At 25.1% G+C, this 17,099-nt stretch carries 13 protein-coding genes; 9 read left to right on the top strand and 4 right to left on the bottom strand.

Going from position 1 to position 17,099, the window contains the following annotated elements; translation table 11 throughout:
- Position 1: 1 nt before the first annotated feature.
- The 9 genes from selB to VJI94_RS01275 all read left to right on the top strand — a co-directional run bounded on the left by selB (position 2) and on the right by VJI94_RS01275 (position 12,903).
- Entirely contained in the window at positions 2–1,906 is a 1,905-nt protein-coding gene (selB, locus tag VJI94_RS01315) for a selenocysteine-specific translation elongation factor (protein WP_324008046.1), read from the top strand.
- Between the two features lie 9 nt (positions 1,907–1,915).
- The gene (locus VJI94_RS01310; protein WP_004833386.1) at positions 1,916–2,605 is read left to right on the top strand and encodes a response regulator transcription factor; all 690 of its coding nucleotides are present in this window, start codon (positions 1,916–1,918) and stop codon (positions 2,603–2,605) included.
- 13 nt (positions 2,606–2,618) lie between these two features.
- Positions 2,619–3,641, top strand: a complete 1,023-nt coding sequence (pheS, locus tag VJI94_RS01305) for a phenylalanine--tRNA ligase subunit alpha (RefSeq protein ID WP_324008045.1) — start codon at positions 2,619–2,621, stop codon at positions 3,639–3,641.
- Positions 3,642–3,653: 12 nt separating this feature from the next.
- Positions 3,654–6,020, top strand: a complete 2,367-nt coding sequence (pheT, locus tag VJI94_RS01300; RefSeq protein ID WP_269752950.1) for a phenylalanine--tRNA ligase subunit beta — start codon at positions 3,654–3,656, stop codon at positions 6,018–6,020.
- Between the two features lie 13 nt (positions 6,021–6,033).
- Complete coding sequence (locus tag VJI94_RS01295; protein ID WP_004833389.1) at positions 6,034–6,549, top strand: cell division protein ZapA; 516 nt, start codon at positions 6,034–6,036, stop codon at positions 6,547–6,549.
- Positions 6,550–6,554: 5 nt separating this feature from the next.
- Positions 6,555–8,909 carry an endonuclease MutS2 gene (locus tag VJI94_RS01290; protein ID WP_324008044.1) on the top strand — a complete coding sequence of 785 codons (2,355 nt, stop codon included), beginning with the start codon at positions 6,555–6,557 and terminating at the stop codon, positions 8,907–8,909.
- A gap of 9 nt (positions 8,910–8,918) precedes the next feature.
- The gene (gene argS / locus VJI94_RS01285) at positions 8,919–10,655 is read left to right on the top strand and encodes an arginine--tRNA ligase (protein ID WP_324000918.1); all 1,737 of its coding nucleotides are present in this window, start codon (positions 8,919–8,921) and stop codon (positions 10,653–10,655) included.
- Positions 10,656–10,661: 6 nt separating this feature from the next.
- Positions 10,662–11,774 (top strand): tetratricopeptide repeat protein, encoded by a 1,113-nt coding sequence (locus tag VJI94_RS01280; protein ID WP_324008043.1) that lies wholly within the window; start codon positions 10,662–10,664, stop codon positions 11,772–11,774.
- Between the two features lie 154 nt (positions 11,775–11,928).
- Positions 11,929–12,903 carry a tyrosine recombinase XerC gene (locus VJI94_RS01275; protein WP_324008041.1) on the top strand — a complete coding sequence of 325 codons (975 nt, stop codon included), beginning with the start codon at positions 11,929–11,931 and terminating at the stop codon, positions 12,901–12,903.
- A gap of 122 nt (positions 12,904–13,025) precedes the next feature.
- Here VJI94_RS01275 and efp read toward each other — a convergent pair whose 3' ends face one another.
- From efp to VJI94_RS01255, 4 genes are all read right to left on the bottom strand, one after another.
- Positions 13,026–13,583: an elongation factor P gene (efp, locus tag VJI94_RS01270; protein WP_004833394.1), complete on the bottom strand. Its 558-nt coding sequence runs from the start codon at positions 13,581–13,583 to the stop codon at positions 13,026–13,028.
- A gap of 81 nt (positions 13,584–13,664) precedes the next feature.
- Positions 13,665–15,065, bottom strand: coding sequence for a VanW family protein (locus tag VJI94_RS01265; protein WP_004833395.1), 1,401 nt, complete (start codon positions 15,063–15,065; stop codon positions 13,665–13,667).
- A gap of 8 nt (positions 15,066–15,073) precedes the next feature.
- Positions 15,074–15,676 (bottom strand): endonuclease III, encoded by a 603-nt coding sequence (nth, locus tag VJI94_RS01260; protein ID WP_036715297.1) that lies wholly within the window; start codon positions 15,674–15,676, stop codon positions 15,074–15,076.
- 142 nt (positions 15,677–15,818) lie between these two features.
- Entirely contained in the window at positions 15,819–17,099 is a 1,281-nt protein-coding gene (locus VJI94_RS01255; protein ID WP_324008040.1) for an aminotransferase class I/II-fold pyridoxal phosphate-dependent enzyme, read from the bottom strand.

Here is a 17,099-nt window from a genome sequence, read left to right as displayed (position 1 = left end):
TATGGATAATAAGAAAAATATTATCGTAGGAACAGCCGGACATATAGATCACGGTAAAACAACTTTAATAAGAGCATTAACCGGAAGAAATACAGATAGATTAAAAGAAGAACAAAATAGAGGTATATCTATTGAATTAGGATTTACTCATTTTGATTTAAATGATGAACTTAGAGTAGGAATTATTGACGTTCCTGGTCATGAAAAGTTTATAAAAAATATGTTATCCGGCGTTTGTGGAATGGATATGATAATTTTAGTTGTAGCTGCTGATGAAGGAATCATGGCTCAAACTAAGGAGCATTTAGATATTCTAAATTTAATAGGTATAAAAAATGGAATTATTGCTTTAACAAAATGCGATTTAGTTGATAAAGATTGGATTGAACTTGTTAAATTAGATATAGCTGATGAATTTTCTGGAACATTTTTAGAAGATGCAAAAATAGTGGAAATATCTTCAACTGAAAAAACAGGAATTGAGCAATTAAAAAATGAAATAATAAGAATAGTGAATACATTACCGGAAAAAGATTTAAATTCAAATCCTAGATTATATGTTGATAGATCTTTTTCCATAACCGGTTTCGGTACCGTTGTTACAGGAACATTGATTTCGGGAACATTAAATCTTGATGATGAAATCTTGATTTATCCGGCAAATAAATTAACAAAAATAAGAAATTTACAGGTGCACGATAATAATGTTGATACAGCTTATTCAGGACAGCGTGTTGCTGTAAACCTGGCAAATTTAAAAAAAGAAGATGTACCAAAAGGTTCAGTACTTATACCAAATAATACTTTTACTGAAAGTAATATTATTGATGTTAAATTAAAGACTGTTAATTTACCTTTTGAAATAACTAACAGAACAAGATTTCATTTATACTTAGGATCTGGTGAAGTTTTATGTAGAGCAATCTTATTGGAAAACGAAGAATTGGAATCTAATAAAGAATATATTGTTCAGTTAAGATTAGAAGAACCAATTATAAGTAAAAGAAATGATAGATTTATATTAAGACTTTTTTCTCCACTTTATACTATAGGTGGAGGATATGTAATTGATTCTAATGCTACTAAGAAAAAAAGATTTAATAATTTTGATATAGAAGAAATAAAAAATCTTGATAATTGTAGTTTTAAAGAATATATTTATAGTTATGTAGATAGATTTAGTGATAGATTTTATCTTGAAAAAAATTATTACAATTTTTTATCTGATTCATCTAAAAATATTTCGAAGTTGATTGACGAATTAATTGAAGAAAATAGAGTTGTTTCATTTGGAAATAATTCTGATAGACTAATTTTATCAGATAGATTTATTAAAAAGTTAATTAAAAATATAACTAAATTTATAGAGAATTTTCAAGAAAAATATCCTAAGAGAATTGGAATTTCAAAAGAGACTATTAAATCAAAATTTTTTGACTCATTAAGCGGAAAAACAAAAAATGAATTTATGAATTACTTAATTTCTGATAAATTCAAAGTTTTAGATGAATATGTTTCTACTTTAGATTTTAATGTTTCACTAGATGATACAGATTTAAAAAATCTTCAAATGATAAAAAATACATTTAATTCAAATAAATTTTTAATTATAAATTTTGAAGATTTTAATTTAGATATGAACATTGAACATTTTAAGGAACTTATTTTGTATTTGATAAGTAATAAAGAGGTTATAAAATTGGATTCAGGTTATATGCTCAGAGAAAATTATGATTTAGCTGTAAATATTATTAAAGATTTTATAATAAAAAATGGATCTATTTCCGTTTCAGATGCAAGAGATCTACTAAATTCAAATAGAAAATCAACTATGGAATTACTTGAATTTTTAGATAAAGAAAAGATAACTTTAAGAAAAGATAATGAAAGAATATTGGTGAAATAGGAGAAGATTATGAAATTAAAAATATTAATGGCTTTACCTACGGATTCACAAATAAATGACTTAATGTATTCGATGACAGAAGACGAAAATTATGAAATAACTACTTCTAATAATATCGAAGATACTATTATTTTAGTTGACCAGAAAAATTTTGATATGATAATTATGGATATGAATTTCAAAGATGGTACAGGATTGGATCTCAAAAGGAAATTAAATGAATTTTGTGATATACCTACTATTGTTACTACCACTTTAAAAGATGATATGCAAAAAATCTTGATTTTTGAATATGGAGCTGATGATTATTTAATCTATCCTTTCAATATTCTTGAATTAAAGGCAAGAATTCGTGCTATCATGAGAAGATTCGGTCAAAGAAGAACAGACATCGATAATTTAATTTTTGCAGATGATTTAGAATTTAACATAGTAGGAAGAACAGTAAAGTTAAAAGGCGAAGAAGTTGATTTAACGGGAAAAGAATTTGACATATTGTATATAATGGCAATAAACCCAGAAAAGATTTTTAGCAGAGAAGATATTGCAAAAACTGTTTGGAAAGAAGAACATGTCAGTGATTATAGAAAGATTGACGTTCATATACGAAGGCTAAGAGAAAAGATAAATATAGGAAATATTACCTATATTCAAACTAAATGGGGAGAAGGCTATTATTACAAAAAAATACAGGGTTAAACAGGAGATAAGTATGAAAGAATTAATTAGTAACTTAAGAAAAAAAATTATAAGTGAAATTAAAGGGTCTGTAGATAAGAATTCTTTAGAAGAACTTAAAATTAAATATTTAGGTAAAAAAGGAGAATTTACGAGTGTTTTAAGGAATATGGCAAATGTTTCAAAAGAAGAAAGACCTAAAATTGGCGAACTTATAAATTTAACTAAACAAGAAATTGAAAATCTTATAAACGAAAAAGTTGAAATGTTTAATAAAATTGAACTTGAAAAAAGGGTAAAAGAAGAGACTATAGATGTTACAATAAATAAAAAAACTATTGATATGGGACATAGACATCCTTTGAATAAAACTATGGAGGATTTAGAAAATTTCTTTATTTCAATGGGATTTTCTGTAATTGAAGGTCCTGAAATTGAAACAGTTGAAAATAATTTTAATAAATTAAATTCTCCTATAGATCATCCATCAAGAGATATGTCAGATACTTTTTATATTGATAAAGAGTTATTGTTAAGAACACACACATCTCCTGTTCAAATTAGAACTATGATGACTACTAAGCCACCTATAAAGATGGTATCTGCAGGTAGGACTTTCAGATTTGATGAGGTTGATGATACTCATTCACCAATGTTTCATCAAATTGAAGGACTTGTAGTAGATGAAAATATAAATATGAGCAATTTAATTGATACTCTTAATACTTTTATTAAAGAATTTTTTGGAGAAGATATGAAAACAAGATATAGACCTCATTATTTCCCTTTTACTGAACCAAGTGCTGAAGTTGATGTTTCTTGCTTTAATTGTAAAGGGAAAGGTTGTAATGTTTGTAAAGGAACAGGATGGAGTATGGAATTATTAGGTTGTGGTATGGTGCATCCTAATGTGTTAGAGGCTTGTGGTATTGATTCAAAAAAATATTCAGGATTTGCCTTTGGTATGGGAATTGATAGAATTACAATGGTTAAACATAAAATAAATAATATTAGATTATTATACGATAATGATAAAAGATTTTTAGAACAATTTTAAGAGGGGGATTATATGTTACTACCAATAAAATGGGCGAAAGAATATGTTGACATAAATGATGATATAATGAATATATGTGATAAAGTAACACTTACGGGATCACATGTTGAATCTATTATAAAATTAGGAGATAATATAGATAACATCGTAGTTGGAAAAATTATTGACATTTATAGACATGAAAACTCCAATAAATTATGGATTACTAAAGTCGATTTAGGGAATGAAATAGTTCAAATTGTTACTGCTGCACAAAATTTAAAACAATTTGATTATGTTCCAGTTGCAAAAGTTAATTCTACGCTTTCTGATAATACAAAAATTAAAGAAGCTAAATTAGCTGGAGAGATTTCACAAGGAATGTTCTGCAGTTATAAAGAGTTAGGTTATCCAGATTCTGTTATTCCAAAAGAATATAAAGATGGTGTTCTTAGAATTATTGATGAAAATACTGTTTTAGGTACAGATATTAGAGAAGTTTTAGACTTAGATGATACTGTTGTGGAATTTGAGATAACTCCAAACAGACCGGATTGTTTGTCAATAGTTGGTATGGCCAGAGAAATTGCAGCAAGTTTTGATAAAAAATTAAATCCGATAAATGTAAAGAATTTGAAAGAAATTGAAAATAAAAGTTTATTAAATATAACTATTCATTCAGACGACTGTAAAAGATATTCTGCAAGTATAGTAAAGGATGTTACAATAAAGGAATCGGCTAGAAAAGTTCAAAACTATCTTTTGAATTCCGGTATAAGACCTGTGAACAATATTGTTGATTTAACAAATTTTTTAATGCTGGAATTAGGTCAACCTTTACATGCTTTTGATTTAGATAAATTAGAAGGTAATATTTCTATTAGAAATGCCTTCGAAGGAGAAAAAGTAGTAACTCTAGATGATGTTGAAAGAACTCTTTCAAGCGAAGATATGTTGATATGTGATGATGTAAAACCTATTGCTATTGCGGGTGTTATGGGTTTAAAAAATTCTGAAATTGATGAAAATACTAAAAATATTTTTATTGAGTCTGCATTTTTTACAAAAAAGACAATTAAGTCTACATCTAAGAGATTGGGGTTAAAATCTGAAGCATCTATAAGATATGAAAAGGGATTGACTTCAGAACATACTATGAATGTTTTAGCTAGATTTTTATGTTTACTTGAAAAAAATGTAAAATGTAAAATTGACTCAATATTTGATGTAAATAAAGAAGAAACTACTTCTAAATTGATAGAATTTGATACAAATTTAGTAAAAAGATTATTAGGAGTTGAAATTAAAAATTCCGATATTATAACCTACTTAGATTTGTTAGAAATAAAAACAGAAGTCAAAGGTGATGTTATAATTTGTACTATCCCTTATTTTAGAACAGATTTAGTTATTCAAGAAGATATTGTTGAAGAGATAGGTAGACTATATGGATTCTGTAATCTTAATCCTACACCTATTTTAGCTCCAAATACGATAGGAAGAAAAAGTAAGAAGAGAATTTTAGAAGATAAGATTAAAAATATTTTATTAAATTTAGGATTATATGAAATCACAACATATTCTTTTATAGGTGGAAGTATTATTAAGAAATCAAAGATGAATACTCAAAATACTGTCAAAATTTTGAATCCATTGGGAGAGGAATTTAGTATTATGAGAAAATCTTTGATTCCAAATATTATTGAAGTTCTATCTAAAAATTTAAACTATAAAAATGAAGATTTATTAGTTTATGAACTTGGTAATACATTCCACACTGTTGAAAATTATGAAGTTCCCCTTGAAAAGAAAAGATTAGTTATCGGTTCTTATGGGAAGTACGATTTTTACTATATTAAAGATGTTATTATTAATTTATTTAATGTTTTAAATATTAAGAATATAGAATTTATAAAAAATAACTGTATTGATTATTTTCATCCAGGTGTATGTGCCGATATATTAGCTAATGGTGAGAAGGTTGGGGAAATTGGACAAATTTCTTATGATGTTTGTAAGAATTTTTCAATTAAGAAAAATATATTTGTCTGTGAAATTGATATTGAAAAAATAAGAGATAAAGTAAGTTTAATAAAAATCTATGAGCCAATAATTAAGTATCCTGCCGTTAAAAGAGACTTAGCAATAATAGTGGATAAAGATATTGATAGTGGTAGAATTGAAAAAATATTCAAAAATAATTCGAATAATTTGCTAAAAAATATTGAACTTTTTGATATTTATACTGGAAATCAAATTAATAAAGGCAAGAAATCAATGGCATATAAACTAACTTTCCAATCTAAAGAAAAAACTTTAGTTGATGAAGATATAAACAGTTTAATTGATAATATGCTATTTGATCTCAAAGAACAATTAGGAGCATATTTAAGATTTTAACTAGGAGAAAATTATGAACAACAAAATAAAAGTTAATATTGCTGGTAGTGTTTATACAATTATAGGTGAAAAAAGCAAAGATGAAGTAGAGGCGATAGCAAATTTTGTTGATGAGGAAATTAAAAAAATCACATCTCAAAATTATCTTTTAAATTCTACAATGGCCGCTACTTTAGTTGCATTAAATGTTTCAAGCGATAATTTTGATTTAAGAAAAGAAATTAACTTATTAAGTGAAGATAGTGAATTTCCTATAAAAAAGCAAGAAGAATTTTTGAAAAATAATCAAAAAATTGAAAAAGAAAAAGAAGAACTAAAACATATAATAGAGGACTTAACAGATAGAAATAATGTTTTAGTTCATACAATAAGTACACTTGAAAAAAGATATGAAAATTTAGAAAAATTCTCTTATGATAATTTTTATGAATTAAAACAAAAAAATGAAAAAATTATAGAATTGCAAAATGAGATTGTAAAAATAAAAAATGAATATATTAATAAAATTATTAAAAATGGAGAAAAATAATAATAATGAATAATAAAGTGCTAAAAACTTTAGATTTTTATAAAATTATAAATATGTTATTAGAGCGTTCTCAAAGTATAATAGGGAAAAAAACTATAAAAAATTCAGAAGTTTCTTCAGATATAATAGAGGTACAAAAGCTATTAGATGAGACTGATGAAGCCTACAGATTTATAATTAAACATAGATTACCGGGAATTTCTAATATTGATGACTTGGAAGAAGATTTTAAGCTTTTAGAAATAGGACAATATTTTTCTCTTAGAAAACTTTTAGAAGTTTGGAAGCTTCTCAATACTTCAAGATTTTTAAAAAATATAATTTCTGAAGAAGAATCCTCTGAATTTAAAAATATTTTTGGACTTATAAATTTATTAAACATAGCTGCTCAATTAGAAAAAGATATAGAAATCTCTATAATATCTGAAGATGAAATTTCTGATGATGCAAGTCCTGATTTAAAAAGAATAAGAAAGATGATAAAATCAAAAAATGATTTGATTAGAGATAGACTAAATCAACTGATTTCAACATCTAATAAGTTGATGGATAATCTATATACTTTAAGAGATGGCAGATATGTAGTCCCTGTAAGAAGTGAATTTAAAAATTCTTTTAAAGGTATTGTCCACGATCAATCTGCATCAGGTCAAACAGTTTTTATAGAACCTATGTTTGTAGTTGATTTAAATAATGATTTAAAAAAGTTAGAAATTGATGAAGAAAAAGAAATTGAAAGAATTTTAATAGAATTTTCTAAACGTGTTTTAGAAATTTTACCTGAATTAATTTCAAACTTAAATGTAATTGCCAATATAGATTTTATATTTTCAAGAGGAAAATTGGCATACGATATGGAAGCTATTAAACCTATAATAAATAATAAAGGCATAATTTCATTAAAATCGGCTAGACACCCTCTAATTGATAAAGATAGAGTAGTTCCAATTGATATTTCTCTTGGAAATAGTTTTAATACTTTAGTAATTACAGGACCAAACACTGGTGGTAAGACTGTTACATTAAAAACTGTTGGTATTTTAACTTTGATGACTCAATACGGACTTATGTTACCTTGTGCTGATAATTCAGAAGTAGCTGTATTTGATGAATTATTTGCAGATATTGGTGATGAACAAAGTATAGAACAATCCTTAAGCACATTTTCATCTCATATGAAAAATATAATTGAAATAATAAACAGAGCAAAAGAAAATTCCTTGATTTTATTTGATGAGCTAGGATCCGGGACAGATCCGGAAGAAGGTTCAGGTCTTTCAATTGCCATACTAAATTATTTTTTAGAAAAGAATATTAGAACTATTGCAACAACTCATTATAGTCAATTAAAGATGTATGCAATGTCAACTGAAAATGTTCAAAATGCCGCAATGGAATTTGATATTGAAAAGCTAGAACCCACTTACAAATTAATCATTGGCATTTCTGGAAAATCAAATGCGTTTGAGATTTCTAAAAAATTAGGACTTAACGAAAGCTTTATTGTTAATGCTAAAAAGTTTATATCCAATAATGAGTTATCTTTTGATAAGTTAGTTAGTAGTGTTGATAGTAGACGTAAAGAATATGAAGAGCTTATTATTGAGCAAAGAGAGTTATTAAATTTTAATAAGAAAATTAAAGAAGAATATGAAGAAAAGCTTGAGAAATTTAATAAACAAAAAGAAAAAAAGATAAAAAAATTAGAAGAATATATTGAAAATTCAATATATGAAACTGAAAAATTTTGCAAAGAAACAATTAATCATATAAACAAAGCAAGATCAAAAGAACAATCTGCTAAATTAAAAAAAATCTCTGAAGAAATATTAAAGAAAATGGATAAAATTAATCATTCTAAAATGATTAAAAAAGAAACTGAATCTAATATATTAAATGAACCTTTAATGTTAGGTGAAGAAGTTAAAGTTCTAAGTTTAAATGAAAACGGATATGTACAGACATTACCAGATAAAAATGGAAATTTACAAGTTAAAATAGGTATTTTAAAAGTAAATGCAAATATTAGTGATATTATTAGAATTGAAAAAGTTATTGATAATTCTAAAGAAAAAATATCTCATTCTAAAGCTACTTTTATTAAGAGTGATAAAATGTATAATAATAAGATAGATGTAAGAGGATATAATACAGAAGATGCAATTTATGAAATTGATAAATTTTTAGATGATTCTTTTATAGCTAATTTAAATGAAGTAACAATTGTTCATGGTAAGGGAACTGGAGTTTTAAGAAATAATATTTCAGATTTTTTGAGAAAACATAAATTGGTTAAATCTTTTAGCTTTGCTAAATTTAATGAAGGTGGCGATGGAGCTACTATTGTAAAACTAAAATAGGAGAAAATTATGATAAACTTTAAGGATATAGTTATAAATACTATTTTTGATTTAGATATAAATTTAAATAAAGAAGAAATTAGAGAATTGATAGAAATTCCTCCTAATCCAGAAATGGGAGACTTCTCATTTCCATGTTTTAAATTATCTAAAACTTTAAGAAAAGCACCAAATATAATTTCTGAAGAATTGGTAAATAGAATTAATATAGATGATAGTATATTCTCAAATGTAAAAAATGTTGGACCTTATATTAATTTCTTTGTTAGAAACTCAGAATTTTCTAAAAATGTTATAAAAGAAATATTTGATAAAAAAGAAAAATATGGATCTTCACAAGATAATTTAGATAAAACTATTGTTATTGACTATTCTTCAACAAATATAGCTAAACCATTTCATATTGGACATATAAGAAGTACATTAATTGGAAATGTAATTAAAAACATATATAATTTTCTAGGATATAATACAGTTGGTGTAAATCATCTTGGAGATTATGGAACCCAGTTTGGGAAGATAATTGCTGCATACAAATTGTGGGGGAATGATGAAGAGATAAATGCTGACCCTATAAATCAATTATTAAAATTGTATGTCGATTTTAATAATCTATGCAAAACTGATGAAAAAATGTTAGAAACTGCTAGAGACTATTTTAATAAATTAGAAAATGGAGATGAAGAGTCCGTTAGACTTTGGAATTGGTTTAAAGACATTAGTTTAATGGAATTTCAAAAAGTTTACGATAAATTAAAAGTTGAATTTGATTCATATAGAGGTGAAGCTTATCATTCTCAGTTTATTGATGATGTTGTTAAAGAACTTGAAGATAAAAATTTATTAGTTGAAAGTGATGGATGTAAAATTGTTAATCTAGATAAATATGATTTACCACCTGCTTTGATTTTAAAAAGTAACTCTTCCAGTACTTATATAACAAGAGATATTGCAACTGCATTAACTAGAAAAAAAGATTATAATTTTTATAAAAATATTTATGTAGTTGCAACTCAGCAAAAATTACATTTTCAACAATTAAAAGCTGTTTTAGAAGAAATGGGATATGAATGGGCTAAAGATTGTATTCATGTTTCATTTGGTATGGTAAGTGTAAAAGATAATTTTTTAGGAACTTCTGCAAAACTAAGCACAAGAGAAGGAAATGTTATATTCTTAAATGATGTACTTGAAAAAAGTGTAGAAAAAACTCTAGAAATTATAAATGAGAGAAACAGTTCTCTCGAAAACAAAGAAGAAATTGCTAAAGAAGTAGGAATTGGTGCTGTAATATTTCAAGAACTATTCAATACTAGAATTAAAGATTATTCTTTTGATTGGAATAATGTTCTTAATTTCGAAGGAGAAACAGGTCCGTATGTTCAATATTCCGCTGCAAGAGCTAATAGTATATTAGAAAAGAATAATTTTTATTTAAAATTAGATAATATTGATATTTCGAAAGTTTCAAATTACGAAATGAATATTGATGAATTATCTTTAATAAAATCAATTTATAAATTTGAAGATATTTTATTAGATTCAGCCAAGAAATATGAACCTTCAATACTTGCAAGATATATAACTGAAGTTGCAAAATTATTTAATAAATTTTATAATTCTTGTCCTATAAGTAATCAAGAAGATAGTGTTAAAGAATTTAGGCTTATATTAACATATTGTACAAGATTACTTATTGAGATTGGATTAGGACTTTTAGGTATGGATACTCCTAAAAAAATGTAGGTGAATATGGATAATTTATATAATTATTTTAGAAAATTTTCTGATAAAGTATATTTTCTTACAGTGAAAAATATTGAAATTAATGAAAAAAATTATGAAAATATCGATTTTCCAATTAGTTCAAATGTTTTATTAGAAAATATTAAAAATAATAAATTTAATGAAAATATTAATTTATCATACTTTTTTGAAGGGATTTTATTGTTAAATGGAATAGATTCAAATTTTGAAAATATTGAATTTTTAAATAGTTTTATAAAATCAAAAAATGTTAACTTATTAGATTTTGTCAAATCGAAAATTGATTTTAATGATAATAATTATGACACCATAATATATAATTTATTAATTATTAGAGGATTAATTAATTTAGAAAAAAATGATGATTTTATTTTAAAAATATATACTAAATATCTTTTAATGATTTTAGATTATGATAATAGTTATTATAATATATTAATTAATGAAATTAAAATTTTGTTGTCTGATTTAGAAAGTAAAAATGAAGATGATTATTTACTAAATATGCTTTATGGCGATTTATGTGTAAAAGAAAAATTTTATATTAAAGCTAATATATTTTATAAAAAAGCTATAACAAATTCAAATAAGATAATTGATAATATTATCAATAAAAAAATACAAGATATTAATGTAAAAGTTAAAATTGAAGAGCTACTACAACTGGTAGATAGATTTAAGTTTGAAGACTGTTATAAAATATTAAAAAATATTGATAATTTTAATCTAGATAAAGAAGATTCTTATTGGATTGGATATATATATAATAAATTAAACGAAAACGAAAAAGCTATAGAGTACTACGAAAAATCATTGGATTTAAACGCTGATTTTTTAAATATTTTTATAGAACTAGGGTTATTATATTACAAAATGCAAAAAATCGAAAAATCGCTTAAAATTTTCGAAAGAGGACTATCTATATATATAGATGATGAAAAATTGTTATTTAATAAGATAATATTGGAATTAAAACTAAAAAGATTCAAAAAAGCTAAAGAAGATATCGAAAAATTATTATTATATGAAGATATAGATAATTCTATAATGAATGATATATTATATTTACAAGAATTATACAAAAATGAGTTAAAATAAGTATAAAATCTTGACTTAATACAAAAAATATAATATAATCTATGTGTAAATAGAGTAGAGATTAAAATAAAGTCTCTTCTTTATTTTAATTTTTTTATTTTTCGCAAAATTATAGTTTTGCGAAAATATATTAAAATTTTAAGGAGATATTATAATGAAACATTTTAATGATTGTCCAATAATTTTAGATGACTATTTAAATTATTTATTAACTATTAAAGGACGCTCCAGTCTAACTGTGAAAGAATATTATTATGATTTAAAAAGATTTTTAAAATTTATTATAATGAGAAAAAAATTATTTGGATATAATTTAAATTCAGATATAAACTCTGTATCTATTTTGTCAATTAATAAAAGAGATATTTTAGATATAGATATAAGTGATTTACATGCATATATTTCTTTCTGTGATTCTAACTATAATGATTCAACTAAAACTAAAGCAAGAAAAATTTCAGCAATAAAATCTTGGTTTAAATATTTGCATAATACAGTTGAATTAATCAACAAAAATCCTGCAGAAAAATTAGAATTACCAAAATTGCAAAAAAGAAATCCTGTATATTTAACTCTATCCGAATCAGAAAAGGTAATTAATTCTATCAAAGAAGAAAAAAATGAATTTAATAGAGCTAGAGATTTATGTATAATTTTGATTTTTTTAACCTGTGGTCTTAGAATTTCTGAACTTACCGGTATAAATATAGAATCTATTAAAGATGATAAATTAAGTGTCATAGGAAAAGGAAATAAAGAAAGGATAGTATTTTTAAATGAAAATTGTATTTATGCTATAAAAAGCTATCTACAACTTAGACCATGTACAAAAAATACAACTGCCCTATTCTTAAGTTCACATAAAAAAAGAATTTCTAATAGATCAATTCAATTAAGATTAAAAAAATATATACTATTAGCAGGATTAGACCCAAAAATGTATACTCCTCATAAATTAAGGCATACTGCGGCAACTCTTATGTATAAATATGGGGATGTTGATATAAGAACAATTCAGAGTATTTTAGGTCATACAAGTGTTGCAACAACCCAAATATATACTCACCTAGATGATGACGATATAAAAAAAGGAATTTCTAAAAATCCTATTTCAAAATTAAAAATATAGTTATTATAAAAACTAAGAGAATTAAGACTAATTTAAAAGGAATGTGTTCTATTGATTGAATAGATTACATTCCTTTTAATACAATTTAAGTATCTTTTGGTTCATTTCAAATATATATTTTTTTAAACTCTTGAAAGATATTCATTAGTCCTTGTATCAATTTTAATTTTATCACCATTGTTAATAAATAAAGGAACCGTAACAACTGCACCTGTTTCAACCTTTGCAGGTTTATTTGCACCTGTAGCTGAATCTCCTTTAACACCCGGTTCAGTTTCAACAACTTCTAATTCAACAAAGTTCGGAGCATTAACTTGGAATGCTTTACCATCATGAAATCTTATAGTTGCATTATCATTTTCTCTTAAATATAGAAGAGCTTCTTCTACAACATCAAAATTTAATGGTAATTGTTCATAAGTTTCGGTATCCATAAAATAATATAATTCTCCATCTGAGTATAAATATTGCATTTCTTTAGTTTCAATTTTAGCCACTTCAAATTTATCATTTGGATTAAAAGTCATTTCTCTAGATCCACCACTTTTAACTGATTTTATCTTAGTTCTTACAAACGCAGCTCCTTTTCCAGGTTTTACGTGTTGAAAATCTATAATTTGATAAACATCACCATCCATTTCAAATGTTGTACCTTTTCTAAAATCTCCTGCTGATATCATTAACTTCCCTCCTAATTTTATGAATAATTTCTCAAGTATTATAACACAATATAAAAAAAATATCCATATTTTAATCTACTTTTAATCATTATTTTCTTTTTCTTCTGTAACTGCTTTTTTAGTTCCAACTTTGACTACTTGTTTTTTAGGCTTATAATAATCACTATTTAATAGAACTGGTTTTTCATTTTCTTTTTGTTTATAAGAAGACCCTCTCCAACCGGGGAATCCTTTTTCGACAACAACTCTTTTGCCTTCTGGTAAATTAGGGTCTTTAATTTCTTCAATAGGCATTGCTATTCTAGACACATCAGACGTAAATAATTTAATATCATAATTTTTCTTATCAGTATCACCCAAGATTTTAAAAGTTAATTCTCCCTTTGAAACATAACTTGTTATAACTACAGGAAAATCGAATTTGTTTCTGAATTTTAAATCACTTTGTCCATCATAATACATCGCATCTAAACCAATAGTACAATAAGGTACTCTCATAGAGTGTTGATTCCTTTCAACTATTTCTAAATCGGATTTTACTAATGCTTGATACAATGTAGAACTAACTTGACAAATTCCTCCCCCTATCGAATCTACGACTTTATTATTAAGAAAAGTTCCTGCAGGTTTATAACCTGTATTTTTCGAAACTTCTCCTAGTTCTTTAGAAAAAGAAAAAGTTTCTCCAGGATTGACTACAAATTCATTTACTTTACCAGCAGCAACTTTAATATTATTATTCCTATTAGGTTGATTATCAAATTTTGTAGTAGCTTCTCCTATTACTCCTTTTATAGAGGACAATAAAGTTTTATCTATCTTTTTATATTCTGTAATAGTGGCAGGTATTTGAAAATCAAACTTTACTGGAACTGTTTTAAAATTATCTACTATTTTTTCGTTTTCAACTTTAACTCCAACTTTACCTTCAGTTACAGATATTTTGTCATTAGAAAATGAAAATTTCTCATCTATAGGGTCAGAATTCAGTTTTTCGGATACTTCTGAAACAATTTCATTCAATTTTGATAAGTCACAAGTAGCTTTTATTTCAAATTTTTTCGGATTTTTTAATAAATTTTTTAAAATTTCTATTCTTTCATCTTCAGTACCAAATCTGCCTATATTAAAAGCTTGATAAACTAAATTTTCAAAATTATACGAAAAATCTATATCTTTAGGTAGAAATTTTTTAGTATAATTATCTCGTGTCAACGTAAATTCGTTTTTTACTTCTAAACTTTGCTTAATTTTACTTATTGCCTCTTCTTTTGTTAGACCTTTTAAGTCAATATCATTAATAAAAATTCCTTCATAAAATTTATCATACGCTAAAAGTTCTTCTTTTTTTAAATTTTTTGTTTCTCCGGTAGCATTGCTTAACGGATATCTATTAAGTAAGAAGTAAGCCGTTATTACTCCTATTAGTAATATTCCTGATATTCCAGATACAATACCAAATACTTTTAGATATTTCTTCATATATCCTCCTACAAATTTTTATAATATAAGCATTCAGAATTTATTATACATTTTTCACAATTTGGTTTTCTTGATTTACATACTCTTCTTCCATGAAAAATAAATAAATGATGAGCTTTATTCCATGTATTTTTCTTTAGCTTCTTCATTAATGCAAATTCAGAATCTAAAACATTACCTTCATTTATAATTCCTATTCTATTTGTAACTCTAAAAACATGAGTATCAACTGCAAGTGATGGAATACCAAAGGCACAGGATCTAACTACATTTGCTGTTTTTCTCCCAACGCCTGGCAACGTGGTTAGAGATTCCATATCACTCGGAACTGTAGAGTTGTATTTTTCTACTAAAATTCTACAGGTTTCTAAAATATTCTTACTCTTTGAATTATAAAAACCACAACTGTGTATATATTTTGATAAATCTTCTATATTTAAAGTTAAAAATTCTTCAGGAGTTTTAAAATCTCTAAATAATTTTTCAGTAACCTTATTAACTCTAACATCAGTACATTGAGCAGATAATATAGTTGCTATCAACAGCTCGAAACTATTAGAAAAATTAAGTTCTGGTTTTGCATCAGGATATAATTTTTCTAATTTTTCCATTACAATGTTTATTTTTTCTTTTGATAAACATTTCAAAACATTCACTCCAATATCATATTATAATCTATCAGTTATAGTTTTTTCATAAAGTGTAAAACTATAACTATTATACCATAATTTATATAAAAATACTTTTAAATCACTATAAATTTATATATTTTTTATCATAAAATATATTTAAAACATTAATTAATGCAATCTTCGTTTGATAGAAATTGAGCCCACCTTGATAATAAACGTTATATGGTTCTCTTAATGGTCCATCAGCACTTAATTCAATGCTTGAGCCATCTATAAAGCTTCCTGAAGCCATGATAATTTTATCAGTATATCCGGGCATATCCCATGGATAGGGAACAACGTGGCTATCTACACAACAAAATTCTTGTATAGCTCTGCAAAAATCTATAACTTTATTCTCATCATTTAAAGTAATTACTTGAATAATATCACTTCTTTTTTCATTATATTTAGGAATTGTTTTATATCCTAACTTTTCAAAAATATATGATACTAATATTGCACTTTTTACTGCTTCTAAAACTATATGAGGTGCAAAGTATAATCCTTGAATAATTGCTCTTGTAGTACCAAAACTTACACCTACATGCTTTCCAAGACCTGGAGAAGTAAGTCTATTAGAAATAGATTCTATAATATCATTAGAGTTTGAAACTATGTATCCTCCATTTAAAGTGATTCCTGCACCTAAATTTTTTAATAATGATCCTACAACTATGTCGGCACCAACTTCTAGAGGTTCCTTTTTTTCAACAAATTCACAGTAGCAATTATCAATCATTATAATAATATCTGGAAACTTTGATTTTATTTTATTAATAACTGTTTTTAATTCACTAATTGAAATACATCTTCTACTACTATAACCAGGAGATCTTTGAATAGCTAATAATTTAGTCTTTGAATTGATTTTAGATAATACAGTTTCTACATCAATTTCATTATTTACTAAATCAACTTTATCATACTTTATTCCATAATCAAGTAGTGTTCCCTTTTCATCTCCACTAATACCTATAACCTTTAAAAGTGTGTCATAAGGAGTTCCTGTTATATAAATAAACTCGTCTCCTGGTAATAAATTTCCTTGCAATGCTAAAGATATTGCATGAGTTCCACATGTTATTTCTTGCCTTACTATAGCATCTTTTGCTTTAAAGATGTCGCAATATATTCTTTCTAATTTCTCTCTTCCAAAGTCACCGTATCCATATCCTGTTGTCCAAGAAAAATCAGTAGCAGATAATTTTTGCTTTTTAAATGCATTTAAAACTTTTAATTGATTATATTCTTCTATTTCTTTTAAAGTTTCAAATTCTATTTCTATTTCCTTAGAACATTTGTTTACAAAATTAATAATTTTAGAATCAAAATTAAAATCAGTATCTAAATATTTTTCCAA

The sequence above is a fragment of the Parvimonas sp. D9 genome, from assembly GCF_035282565.1.
GTDB lineage: Bacteria > Bacillota > Clostridia > Tissierellales > Peptoniphilaceae > Parvimonas > Parvimonas micra.
The sequence above is the reverse complement of the archived record's forward strand: the minus strand, read 5'-3'. Positions and strand labels throughout refer to the sequence as shown.